Raw genomic sequence first — 11,937 nt, 5'->3', positions numbered from 1 at the left:
CTTGTATTTTGAATTCAGGTGGATACTTTGTAAATTTACTTCCTTTTTTAGCCATGAGAAAAGAACCTCCTTATAAGAACAGTATAGTACTTTTTATACTGTCCATTATAAGGGGGTCTTTTCATTTCCTAGATTTTTCTATTTAGTCACCGAACATGACTTTTCTGAAATAGGATTAGTTACCTGAAACTTCAGAAGCGTAATCATCCATTGAAAGAACTTCGTGGAAGACACGTTGAGTCAATTCAGTTTTTTGTTCTTTAGTGAGGTATTTAGTGTTTACGCAGTATCCAGAGATACGAACGATAACATCTTCACCATCCATGATTTTCTTGTAAACGTCATTCAAGTCCATAACGTTCAAGTTAACATGTTGACCACCGTTTTCAAAGTAACCATCAAGGATTGTTACCAAGTTATCAACTTGTTCATCATGAGTTTTACCAAGAGCACGTGGTGATACTTGAGTTGTCAACGAGATACCATCAGCAGCATATGAGAAGTCAAGGCTTGACAATGCGTTCAAGTTTTGCAACCAACCACCTTTAGCTTTGTTTGATGGGTTAGCACCTGGTGAGAAGAACTCAAGTTGTGACAAGTTAGTTGTACCGTCTTCGTTGAGGAAGACACCACGGTGAACTGGAGAGTTACCAGTTTGTTTAGAGTAAGCAACGTTTGAAGTGATTGTAAGAAGTGACACAGTTGCTTCAGCGTTCTTATAAAGTTTGTGGCTGCGAAGACGAGTTGTGTAAGCTTCAATCAACCATTCAGCCAATTCATTTGAACGAGGATCGTCTTCACCCCAACGTGGGTATTCACCAATTGTTTCGTAGTCGTAGATGTAACCATCTTTGTCACGGATTGGTTTAACAGTAGCGTATTTAATAGCTGACAAAGTATCAACAGTATTTGCAAAACCACAGATACCGAATCCCATGTTAGCACGTTGGTGACTTGGCAAGAATGCCATTTGAACAGCTTCGTAGTTGTATTTATCAGTCATGTAGTGAATGATGTTAAGAGCGTCTACGTAAGTGTCAGTCAACCAGTCAAGTGATTTTTCAAAGTTAGCTTTAACAGTATCGAAGTCAAGAACGTCATCAGTAACTGGCTCGATGTCAAATACTTTATAGTCTTTGTGAACATCGTCATAACCACCGTTAAGACCAGTAAGAAGAGCTTTAAGGACGTTTACACGAGCACCGAAGTACTGAATGTTGTGACGTTGTTCTTCATTTTCTGGGTCAAGTGGAGATACACAACATGAGATACATGACATTTCACCGTAACCATCTTTAGCCATTGTTGTTACACCTTCGTATTGGATAGAAGAGTGTTTGTGGCTCATGTGCATACAGTAACGACGGAATGCGTATGGCAATTTATCAGTCCAAAGAACTGTCAAGTTTGGCTCTGGAGAGTTACCGATGTTATCAAGAGTGTTCAAGAAACGGTAGTCCATTTTAGTAACACGATGACGACCGTCGTTACCCATACCAGCCATAGATGTTGTGATGAATGTTGGGTCACCTGAGTAAAGTGCGTCGTATTCTTTAGTACGAGCAAATTTAACTGTACGAAGTTTCATAACGAAATCATCAACGAACTCTTGGATTTCACTTTCAGTGTAAGTACCACGAGCAAGGTCACGTTCTGCATAAACATCAAGAACGATTGGCACACGTCCAAGAGAAGTAGCAGCACCGTTGATGACACGACATACAGCCATGAATGCGATGTTAGTCCATTGGATAGCTTCTTTAGTATCGTAAGCAGGACGACGAACATCAACACCGTAAAGGTCACCAAGGCGAACAACCTGTTGCAATGCTTGGTATTGCATGTTGATTTCTTCACGAAGACGAATGGTTTCTTCGTCAATTTCAGTGATAGCATTCCAGTCGTTAACTTTTTCTTGCATCAAGTAGTCAGCACCGTACAAAGCAAGACGTGCGTAAACCCCGATGATACGCCCACGTGAGTAAGCGTCTGGAAGACCAGTAACTGTGTGAGCGTGACGAGCACGACGGATGTTTGAAGTGTAAGCGCGGAAGATACCATCGTTTACAGTTGTAACGTGTTTTGTGTAAATTTCGTGAACGGCTGGGTCTGGCTCATAACCATGTTCTTTAAGAGCTGTTTCAGCCATACGGATACCACCTTTTGGCATGAAGTTCAATTTGAACAATTGGTCATTTTGAATACCGAAGATCAATTCATCTTCTTTAGAGATGTAACCAGCGTCAATGTCGGCGATTGAAGTTGGGCGTGTATCCATTGGGAAACGTCCTTCAGCTTCATAACCAGCTTTTGTTTCATCTACGATTTTTTTGATTTTGAGTGAGCGTTCAGTTGGACCAGCCAAGAATGACTCATCGCCATCATAAGGTGTGTAGTTTGCTTGAACGAAACGAGAAATGCTAGCTTTTTCTTTCCAGTCAGTTCCTTTAAATCCGTCCCAAGCTTTTTCAAAAACATCAGTGTTTGTTTTGACAGTTGCCATAATAGGTCTCCTTAAAATTCTAGTAACAAAATCATCTGTTACAATTTACGAATTCATTGTATCACACAGTAAACGGTTTCAGCAAGCATAAAACTTGACAAAAAGACTTTTCTTTTGTAATACAGTTCTTTGATTTTTTATAATCTGTACTATAAATTTGAAAATATATGAAAGAAATGTAAAAGTGTTATAATAATGTTGTAGTATTTACAGAAAGAAGGCGATTGCTGGTGTTGATTTTTCCTCTCATCAATGACATATCACGGAAAATTATTCATATTGACATGGATGCTTTTTTTGCTGCGATTGAAGAAAGGGATAACCCTGATTTGAGAGGGAAGCCAGTTGTGATTGCTAAAAATCCTCTGGAAACCGGCGGACGAGGTGTAGTCTCAACCTGTAATTATGAGGCAAGAAAATACGGTATTCGCTCTGCTATGTCTAGCAAAGAAGCCTACGAACGTTGCCCACGAGCGATTTTTATTTCTGGAAATTATAGTAAGTACCGTGAAGTTGGGATGCAGATTCGTGAGATTTTTAAGCGCTATACAGACCTTGTTGAACCACTTTCTATTGACGAAGCATACCTTGATGTGACAAATAATAAGTTAGGAATTAAATCTGCCATCAAAGTGGCAAAACTCATTCAACATGATATTTGGCAAGAGGTCCACCTAACCTGTTCGGCAGGCATTTCCTATAATAAATTTCTGGCAAAGTTGGCATCAGATTTTGAGAAACCAAAAGGTTTAACCTTGATTTTACCAGAGGAAGCGGAGGCTTTCCTAGATAAATTGCCTATTGAAAAATTTTATGGTGTGGGTAAAAAATCAGTAGGATGCCTTCATGAAATGGGTGTTTTTACAGGCAAAGATTTAAGACAAATTCCAGAAATGACCTTAATTGACACCTTTGGTCGATTTGGCTATGACCTTTATCGCAAAGCTAGAGGGATTTCAAATAGCCCTGTTAAACCCAATCGTATCCGCAAATCCATCGGAAGCGAGAGAACCTATGGTAAATTGCTTTATGATGTCGAAGATGTCAAGTTAGAGCTTTCTAAAAATGCACGCCGTGTGGCAGATGTTTTAGAAAAAAATGGCAGGGCAGGAAAAATTGTGGTTATTAAAGTTCGCTATTCTGATTTTTCAACCCTGACAAAGCGTACAACACTCCCTGTTGTTACCAAGGATTTTGAAATTATCGAACGAGTAGCACATGAAATATATGATAGCTTAGATGATAGCATTTTAGGAATTCGTCTTTTGGGGGTGACGGTGACGGGGCTAGAAGATAAAGAGGAAGAAGTACTCTTAGATGTTTAAAAACAAAAAAGTGAGTGCCTCTCGACTTCTGATTAACAGAAATAGAGGACACTCACTTTAGCTTATTCGAAGATGATTTCTATTAGTGCTCAGCATTTTTTTCTTTAAGTGTTTGAGCCTTTCTGAGCGTAAAGACATGGAAGAATCCAAAAAGGAGAAGCCAAACTGGAGCTAATAAGGATATTGTACCTAGCAACAAAAACTCTAAAACAACAGAGATAATTGCCCAACCAATACCGATATAGTAAACAGTATAACTAATCTTGTCGTCCAACTCTTTGTTAGCTTTGCTTCTGTTAATAAGAGCCAAGGTAGCGATAACAATAGTAATGACAATTCCTAAACCAAAGGTAAAAAAGGCAAACGGAGTTGTACTTTGGCGTAATGCTTCTAAGGTAATTTCATCAAGGCTAGCATAAATCTCAGGTTGCTTTTCCATAGCAAGTTTACTCATTAGGCCACCGAGTAATGAAAAAAGAAAGAGGACGGCATTTAGAATATAGAGTATTCCAATTACTGTATTCCAAGTTGTAAAAGATTGGCGAACTTTTTCGTATGAAATCATTAAAAAATCTCCCTGACTTATTTTGATGATACAAGTATATCAAAAATGAAAGGGTTTGTAACGGTTTGTCAGGCTTTTTTCACAAAAATTAATTGATTTTCCGAAGAAAGGTCTTTTCGGTAATGAAAATCAGCGAATGTGAGTTTTGTCAAATCAGCGATAGTCCGAGCTTTTTGAGTAAGTGCCTGACTGAGAAAAGCTCCTCGAGCTTTTTTAGAAATGGTCGAGTGTGTTTTGAGTTGACCGTTTTTATCTTCCATAAAAGTCACCGTTATCAATTGCTTTTTGATAGAGGTGGAAAAAATATCTAAAAACTCGCTAGATAATAAGGATACGATGGTCTCTTGTTGTGTGGCAAAGGCGTCGTAATCAGGCCTCCAAAATTCTTTTAGTGACATGTTGTTAACCTTAATTTTGGTATGAAAATCATGGCGGTGCTCTGCTATTGGCTCCAGCGCATGAATTATCCCGTAAAACGAAGAGGTGATATAAACAGGGCTTTGCTTTGAAATGACATTTTTATCTAGATGTCGGTACATTAAACCATTAAAAAGTGATATGGCAGGATAAGCAGGTGCAGAATTCTCCTTGATAGCCTGCCAGCGCGTGGCTTCTTTTGGGGCTGCTGCTTCTGAGATTTTGTAAGCTTTCGCAAGTTCTTCTAAAGATAGTGCGGACATTTCTTGGGCAATAGCAGAGCTTTTTTCAGAAAGCTGGTGTGGCAAAGTTTCTTTAGGGATTTTCATCTCTTTTGCCGTTGGGATAAGATAGGTTAATGGCATAGTGTTCTCCATAGATGTGATATAATAAGTTTAGCAAAACTTTATGAAGAATGCTATTTAGGAGATGTTTATGAGGAAAACAGTAACTGCAGAGACGAACAAATGAGTTGGTTGTCTTAGGGGAGTTGCCTAGCAATTTTAGGGATGTTCTTCCTTTTAGTTCTATTTATTTTTTTCTGGATATTAGATGGAAAGCGAAAAGATTGTGCTAACAGAGAAATTTTAGTCCGTCAATCATCTCTATACTTCATACTTCTATAACTACTATGAAAATGTTGAAACCATCCAATACGATAACTTTCATGTAGGCTCATATGGTTTGGGAAATCATACCTATGATTTTGATATTACGGTCAGTGGCAGAGCGGAATTTGAGTTAGGCATGCTTTGGGATTATCAGATTAGTGAAGGAGAAAAAGTTACTGTCTGGGAGAGCAACACTAGCCTGATGAGAGAGAAAACCATTCCCCACAGAAGAAAAAACATACCAGATGAGGTAAAAATTATTGACAATACAGATTGAGTGCTCTAAAGCAGCAAAAATCTGTTACAATAAAAACAATTAAATTTCTGAGGAGGAAAACATGCAAACCTATCTTCAAGCTCGTGTTACCAATTTTCAAACTAAACTTGTTCAAACCGATGTTGACGCTATTTTGGTAACGAATTTAACAAATATCTACTATTTAACTGGTTTTTTTGGAACAGCTGGAACAGTGTATATTTCTGAGAAAAGACGCCTCTTTTTAACGGACGCGCGCTACAGTTTAATGGCTAAAAAAATAGTCCAAGGTTTTGATATTATTGAAACAAGGGCTCCGCTGACTGAGATTGCCAAGATAGCAGTAGAAGACGGTCTATCTCGTCTGGGTTTTGATAGCCAAATCAGCTATGCTTACTATCAGCAGTTGCAGGAAACGTTTTCGGGTGTTGTCTTGGTTCCTCAAACCAATTTTACAGAAGAATTACGGATGATTAAGGATGCTATCGAAGTAGAGACCATTTCCAAGGCTTGCTCGATTTCTGATAAAGCATTTTTAGATGTACTAGACTTTATTAAACCTGGACAGACAACAGAACTTGATGTGGCCAATTTCCTAGATTTCCGTATGCGAGAATACGGTGCTTCTGGTATTTCTTTTGAAACCATTGTAGCATCAGGTTATCGTTCGTCTATGCCTCACGGCCGTGCTGGTGATAAAGTGATTGAAAACGGTGAAACACTGACTCTAGATTTTGGATGTTATTACAACCATTATGTTAGTGATATGACTCGGACGATTCATATTGGACAGGTAACAGACCAAGAACGCGAAATTTATGATATTGTCTTACGGGCAAATAAAGCTCTCATTGAAAAAGCGCAGGCTGGCTTGAGTTATCGTGATTTTGATGCTATTCCTCGTCAAGTAATCAATAATGCAGGCTACGGTGACTACTTTACACATGGGATCGGACACGGTATCGGGTTAGACATTCACGAAGAGCCATATTTTGGTAAATCTGATGAAACCATTAAGGCTGGTATGGTCTTGACGGATGAGCCAGGTATTTATCTTGAAGGCCAGTGTGGTGTTCGTATTGAAGATGACCTGCTCATTACTGAAACAGGCTGTGAAATCTTAACTCTCGCACCAAAAGAATTGATTGTCATTTAGGAGGTAAGTTATGGAAGAAAGACTTTCATGGCAAGATTATTTTATGGCAAATGCAGAGCTGATTTCGAAGCGTTCAACATGTGACCGTGCCTTTGTCGGTGCCGTTTTAGTAAAAAATAATCGAATCATTGCCACAGGTTATAATGGTGGTGTCTCTGCCACTGATAATTGCAATGAAGCAGGGCATTATATGGAGGATGGTCACTGTATTCGTACCGTTCATGCTGAAATGAATGCACTCATCCAATGTGCCAAAGAAGGCATTTCGACAGATAACACAGAGGTTTACGTTACTCATTTTCCATGTATCAACTGTACCAAGGCGCTGCTTCAAGCAGGAATAACTAAAATCACCTACAAATCAAGTTACCGACCGCATCCCTTTGCCATTGAGTTGATGGAGAAAAAAGGAGTTGCTTATGTGCAACATGATGTACCGAGTATCCACTTAGGAGAAGGACTTTAGGAAAAGGAATCAGTAATAAGGCTATTTTTATTTAAATAAGTCCTGTTATTTCTTCGTGTCTATAAAAATCTTGAGTAATACTAGCTTTTATGCTAAAATGAAGTGATAAAAATTGAAAATAAAGAGGTAATCTACTAATGATCGAAGCAAGTAAATTGCGTGCAGGTATGACTTTTGAAACAGAAGGTAAATTAATTAAAGTTCTTGAGGCAAGCCATCACAAACCTGGTAAAGGTAATACAATCATGCGGATGAAACTTCGTGATGTACGTACAGGTTCAACATTTGATACGACATACCGTCCAGATGAAAAATTTGAGCAAGCTATTATTGAAACAGTCCCAGCTCAATACCTTTACAAAATGGATGGGACAGCGTTCTTCATGAACACAGAAACCTATGACCAATACGAAATCCCAGAAGTAAATGTTGAAAATGAACTGCTTTACATCTTGGAAAACGCTGATGTTAAAATCCAATTCTACGGAACCGAAGTGATTGGAGTTACTGTACCAACAACAGTTGAATTGACAGTTACTGAAACACAGCCTTCAATCAAAGGTGCTACTGTAACAGGATCTGGCAAACCAGCAACCATGGAAACAGGACTTGTAGTAAACGTCCCAGACTTTATTGAAGCAGGTCAAAAATTAGTTATTAATACAGCAGAAGGTACTTACGTATCACGTGCTTAATATTTTGATGGTATTTGACGCTATTAGGCAACAAGGGAATGCTTGAGAGTTAATGGTGGCAAGGTAATCTATCATTCCAAAACAACAATCAAAAGTATAAAAACTCTAGAAAGGAAAGAAAGATATGTCAACAGCAACAATTGGTGAAATCGTTATTTCTCCGCGTGTGCTTGAAGTGATTACTGGCATTGCAGCAACAACTGTTGAAGGAGTTCATTCGCTTCATAATAAAGCAGTCGCAGATACTTTGAGTAAAACCTCTTTAGGGCGCGGTGTTTATCTAAACACTTCAGAGGATGGGACAGTATCAGCAGATATCTATGTACAATTGCAATATGGCATTAATGTTCCTGCGGTCTCTATGGCAATTCAACAAGCCGTGAAAACAGCGGTCTATGACATGGCAGAAGTAACAATTGATGCCGTTAATGTCCATGTTGTTAAAATAGTTCCTGCTAAAACACCAAAACCAGATGTTAAAGCACTTTTTGATGAGGATTTCCTTGATGACTGATAATTTTAAACATTCTCGTCGAGATATCCGTGAGCGTGCTTTCCAAGCTCTATTTAGTCTAGAGTTTGGAGGAAATCCCATACAGGCTGGTGAGAATGCTTATCGCTATGACAAACATGAAGGATTTGATCAAGATGTACCGGTTTTTCTCCTTAGTTTGATTAAAGGAGTTCAGGATCATCAAACAGATTTGGATAAAAAAATAGCAGAGTATCTCAAAAAAGGATGGAGTTTGGATAGGTTGACGCTTAATGACAAAATTTTGTTGCGTTTAGCTCTCTATGAAATGCAATATGAAGATACGCCAGATCGTGTTGTTATTAATGAAATCATTGATATTGCTAAAAAATATTCAGATCATATATCCGCAAAATTTATTAATGGTATTTTAACAAACTTTATTGTTGAAACTGATTGAGTTGTGTTCATAACAATAACAATGAGATTGTAGTTTTACGAGCTCACTGAAAAAGTAAAAGCTGTACGATCTGCCTGAACCAAAAAAAGAGGAATCTATTGCATAATTGGGGTAGATTCCTTTTTGCTTTTCCTTATTTTTGATTTATTAGAGTGATAATCCTCTTCATATTAACTACAATGAGGTTGTTGCGGCTTGTAACTCCATGTTGAAAAGACCTGATGCCCTAGCCACATCAAGACCGTGCCTGTTTTTAAGTTCCGCATTTTTGGCTTTCTATCTTGTAGCGATGCTTGAACTTTTCTTTGAAATAAGGTTTTTCTTGAAACCTCTTCTGAAAAAAGATGTTCAGCGCTTTTAAGGGTTATCGAGTAGGGGTTAGCCTTAGCACCTTCTCTATAACATCCCATTTTGAAGGGCAGGTTTGACAGTGGTTAATATCAAAATAGTGGGTTTCCTGAGGGTTATATGTTCCCGCCTTTCACCCTGTTTTTGCCTTCCTTATGGCCATATGTCCCTCAAGACAAGCAAAGAAACCTGCATCCTTGTTATAGAAAAGCGCATCTTCCTTCTTACGGAAGCCTTTTGAAACAGCTAGATGTAGTTTAGCGACTAAATGCACTTTTTCTTTTTTGGTAAATTCAATATTATTCTTCCCAGAGTAGGCCTTATCCCCAACAATTGATTCAATGGTGACAGCATTATTCTTAGATTTTTGATATAACTCTTCTAAAACAGGGACATCACTTTTTTCACCAGACGTCACCACACAGGCTGTGATAATGTGCTCATCTGTCATGGCTAGATGCTCTTTATATCCGTAAAAGAAAGTATCCGCACTTTTATAACCAATTCTTGCCTCTTCCTTAACAGAGGACTCCAAGCGCTCTAAGTCATCCTCTACAGCTTCTTTTAGGTCATTGAATTTCTGTGAGATAGCAGGCAAGGCTAGGAGTTCGTCGTGTTTTTCAATCATAGCCATTAGTTTCTCAGTATAAACCAACTCTGTTTCAAGGGAATCTTCTTGCGTTTTATTGGGAAAATCAGATGCGATATCCTCCGAATACCGGTAAATCGTTTTGCTCAAGGATTTCGAGCGTTCTCGGAGGATTTCTTGCGGCTTCTTGTATTTGTAGTGAGCTTTGGTATGGGTCGCATCCACAATGAGGAATATGACTTTTAATCAAGCCAAGTTCTAGCGCAATTTGGACGGATTTAGCGATGAGTAAATCAAGTAAGCTTTGGTCTTTTATTTGCAGTTTTCGAAATTTAGTCAATGAAGACGATTCAATGACAGGGTCTTCAGGAGCTAGACCAAAGAAGTATTTGAAGGCCATATCGGAAAAGGAGAGTTCCACCACATCTATATCGGACAACTGATAGATGTCTTTTAATAGGAGATACTTGAACATCATGATGGGAGAGTAGGCACGATGTCCAAAGTCTGGACGATAATTCTTTTCAATCACGTCATAAACAAAGCTAAAATTACAGAGTTCCGTTAACTGACGTAAAAAATGAGTTTTAGGAACAATAATATCATATATATTAGAATAGGGACTAACCTCTAAAGTCAACTGATTATCAAGCATACTATCACCTTAACTTTAGTGCAGCAAAAAAAACATCAAACGATGACTTTTTCAGTGGGCTCGAGTTTTACCAATCTCTCTTTTAATTTCTTATTATAAAGTTGACTGAAAGAGACAAAACTTTAGAATACGGAAAAATAAATAACAATGTAACACTATTATTTTGTGCTTTTTAGAATCAAAAGAAGAACAAAGGTTTGAGTTTTTGCCCATTTTGTAGAAATCTGGCAAAGTTGTTATTCAATTCACTGATATGTAAAGCCCTTTGTCAAGTAAAAACAATCAAGCTTAGAAAAAATTGAACGCATCTGGAAAGAGTCTAAATCTTAGCTCCGGGCATTGGCCATTCTGATATTCGTGGATTGGTTACCTACAGGTCAATGGTTCTGCCGCGAGTCCTACTCTCTATAAGCTTGGATCACAATGGTGCCACTTAGTGAACTCGTAGATGACTCAAACCTTGAAGTTCTAAACTCCTTCAAGATGCCCTCAATCTCATTTTTTCAATCCTTAGTGCTGTCAAAATTCACCTGTGATTTTTGATGGTACTAAGGATTCCTCATCGCTCTGCGATGATAAAATAAGTCAAAAAAGTATACGAAAACAAAGCCTAAACTCAAATAATTCTCCCTGTCATCATCCCCCAGATAAACCCTGAAAATTCACGAGCAATCGCTGTTTTAGCCACATTTTGTTTCTTATTGTTAGACAAGACCAACTTGTAGTAACGTCTTAGCCCTATCCGCATAGGCAATAACCTCAGGAGAATTGCCATTTTGACGCTTTTTCAAGTTTTTCGACTTATGACCGACCCTTCCTTTCGCTATAGACTGAGTCGCTTCAATCAACAATCGTCTGACATGACTGTTGCCAGCCTTAGTGATTCCTCCTTTTCGTTCTTTTTCCCCACTAGAATTTTCACTAGGGGTCACCCCAAGGTAAGAGGCAACTTGTTGAGCGGTCGCAAAACGATTAAAATCCCCAATCTCTGTTACGATGGAAAGAGCAGTCAAGGTCTTCACACCGATAAAGCAAGTCAACTGAGCCACTTTTTCTTGGTCACTGTCTCCTAGAGAGAGTTGTTCGATACGATTATCAAAGCGTTCAATCTGGTCAACTAGCTTTTCGTAGCTGAGGAAATATTCGGTTAGGATTTCAGCATACAATCCTACTGGTTGGAGCGACTGAAGCCATTTCACGTGCTTCTGAGTCCAGTGACTGGCACCGTCTGTATATCGAAACTCATGGCGAAGACAGAAGGCTAAAATCTGTTGCTTGATTTTCTTGAGAGACAATTGATGGTCTGTCCTCATTCGGATATACTTTTTTGACTTGTTCATCCTCTGCCGATGGAATATGGACGGGACTATAACTTCTAAAAGCCAGAGCCTTAGCAATGGTCGCTGCATCTTTTTTATC

At 38.6% G+C, this 11,937-nt stretch carries 10 protein-coding genes and 2 pseudogenes; 7 read left to right on the top strand and 5 right to left on the bottom strand.

Features of this window, described 5'->3' with window-relative positions; all coding sequences use genetic code 11:
* Nucleotides 1-175: 175 nt before the first annotated feature.
* Nucleotides 176-2,503: a formate C-acetyltransferase gene (gene pflB, locus GZ996_RS10865; protein ID WP_162012051.1), complete on the bottom strand. Its 2,328-nt coding sequence runs from the start codon at nucleotides 2,501-2,503 to the stop codon at nucleotides 176-178.
* A gap of 230 nt (nucleotides 2,504-2,733) precedes the next feature.
* Between pflB and dinB the strand changes: the two genes are divergently transcribed.
* The gene (dinB, locus tag GZ996_RS10860) at nucleotides 2,734-3,828 is read left to right on the top strand and encodes a DNA polymerase IV (protein ID WP_162012052.1); all 1,095 of its coding nucleotides are present in this window, start codon (nucleotides 2,734-2,736) and stop codon (nucleotides 3,826-3,828) included.
* Nucleotides 3,829-3,910: 82 nt separating this feature from the next.
* Here dinB and GZ996_RS10855 read toward each other — a convergent pair whose 3' ends face one another.
* Both GZ996_RS10855 and yaaA read right to left on the bottom strand, forming a co-directional pair.
* The gene (locus GZ996_RS10855; protein WP_156806562.1) at nucleotides 3,911-4,393 is read right to left on the bottom strand and encodes a hypothetical protein; all 483 of its coding nucleotides are present in this window, start codon (nucleotides 4,391-4,393) and stop codon (nucleotides 3,911-3,913) included.
* Nucleotides 4,394-4,461: 68 nt separating this feature from the next.
* The gene (yaaA, locus tag GZ996_RS10850; RefSeq protein ID WP_156806561.1) at nucleotides 4,462-5,175 is read right to left on the bottom strand and encodes a peroxide stress protein YaaA; all 714 of its coding nucleotides are present in this window, start codon (nucleotides 5,173-5,175) and stop codon (nucleotides 4,462-4,464) included.
* Nucleotides 5,176-5,494: 319 nt separating this feature from the next.
* Between yaaA and GZ996_RS10845 the strand changes: the two genes are divergently transcribed.
* The 6 genes from GZ996_RS10845 (at nucleotide 5,495) to nusB (ending at nucleotide 8,926) form a co-directional block, all read left to right on the top strand.
* Nucleotides 5,495-5,698 carry a hypothetical protein gene (locus tag GZ996_RS10845; protein ID WP_162012050.1) on the top strand — a complete coding sequence of 68 codons (204 nt, stop codon included), beginning with the start codon at nucleotides 5,495-5,497 and terminating at the stop codon, nucleotides 5,696-5,698.
* A 61-nt stretch (nucleotides 5,699-5,759) separates the two neighbouring features.
* On the top strand, nucleotides 5,760-6,833 hold the full coding sequence (locus GZ996_RS10840; protein WP_156806559.1) for a M24 family metallopeptidase: 1,074 nt from the start codon (nucleotides 5,760-5,762) through the stop codon (nucleotides 6,831-6,833).
* A 10-nt stretch (nucleotides 6,834-6,843) separates the two neighbouring features.
* Nucleotides 6,844-7,299 carry a deoxycytidylate deaminase gene (locus GZ996_RS10835; RefSeq protein WP_156806558.1) on the top strand — a complete coding sequence of 152 codons (456 nt, stop codon included), beginning with the start codon at nucleotides 6,844-6,846 and terminating at the stop codon, nucleotides 7,297-7,299.
* A gap of 137 nt (nucleotides 7,300-7,436) precedes the next feature.
* Nucleotides 7,437-7,994, top strand: a complete 558-nt coding sequence (gene efp, locus GZ996_RS10830; protein ID WP_156806557.1) for an elongation factor P — start codon at nucleotides 7,437-7,439, stop codon at nucleotides 7,992-7,994.
* 124 nt (nucleotides 7,995-8,118) lie between these two features.
* A complete protein-coding gene (locus GZ996_RS10825; RefSeq protein ID WP_156806556.1) occupies nucleotides 8,119-8,508 on the top strand; it encodes an Asp23/Gls24 family envelope stress response protein in 390 nt (129 codons plus the stop codon).
* The gene (nusB, locus tag GZ996_RS10820) at nucleotides 8,501-8,926 is read left to right on the top strand and encodes a transcription antitermination factor NusB (RefSeq protein WP_156806555.1); all 426 of its coding nucleotides are present in this window, start codon (nucleotides 8,501-8,503) and stop codon (nucleotides 8,924-8,926) included. Before GZ996_RS10825 ends, nusB begins: the two co-directional genes overlap by 8 nt.
* Before the next feature lie 133 nt (nucleotides 8,927-9,059).
* Here nusB and GZ996_RS10815 read toward each other — a convergent pair.
* A pseudogene (locus GZ996_RS10815) lies at nucleotides 9,060-10,518 on the bottom strand (IS1182 family transposase).
* Nucleotides 10,519-11,134: 616 nt separating this feature from the next.
* Nucleotides 11,135-11,937 (bottom strand): annotated as a pseudogene (locus tag GZ996_RS10810) (IS110 family transposase); the annotation flags it as partial.

Source organism: Streptococcus sp. S784/96/1, assembly GCF_902729355.1.
Taxonomy (GTDB): domain Bacteria; phylum Bacillota; class Bacilli; order Lactobacillales; family Streptococcaceae; genus Streptococcus; species Streptococcus caledonicus.
This window is presented reverse-complemented; position numbering and strand designations above follow the sequence as displayed.

Coding starts and splice junctions, on each gene's coding strand:
- GZ996_RS10840 (WP_156806559.1), top strand. CDS start 5,760: ATGCAAACCTATCTTCAAGCTCGTGTTACCAATTTTCAAACTAAACTT.
- nusB (WP_156806555.1), top strand. CDS start 8,501: ATGACTGATAATTTTAAACATTCTCGTCGAGATATCCGTGAGCGTGCT.
- GZ996_RS10825 (WP_156806556.1), top strand. CDS start 8,119: ATGTCAACAGCAACAATTGGTGAAATCGTTATTTCTCCGCGTGTGCTT.
- GZ996_RS10855 (WP_156806562.1), bottom strand. CDS start 4,393: ATGATTTCATACGAAAAAGTTCGCCAATCTTTTACAACTTGGAATACA.
- GZ996_RS10835 (WP_156806558.1), top strand. CDS start 6,844: ATGGAAGAAAGACTTTCATGGCAAGATTATTTTATGGCAAATGCAGAG.
- yaaA (WP_156806561.1), bottom strand. CDS start 5,175: ATGCCATTAACCTATCTTATCCCAACGGCAAAAGAGATGAAAATCCCT.
- efp (WP_156806557.1), top strand. CDS start 7,437: ATGATCGAAGCAAGTAAATTGCGTGCAGGTATGACTTTTGAAACAGAA.
- pflB (WP_162012051.1), bottom strand. CDS start 2,503: ATGGCAACTGTCAAAACAAACACTGATGTTTTTGAAAAAGCTTGGGAC.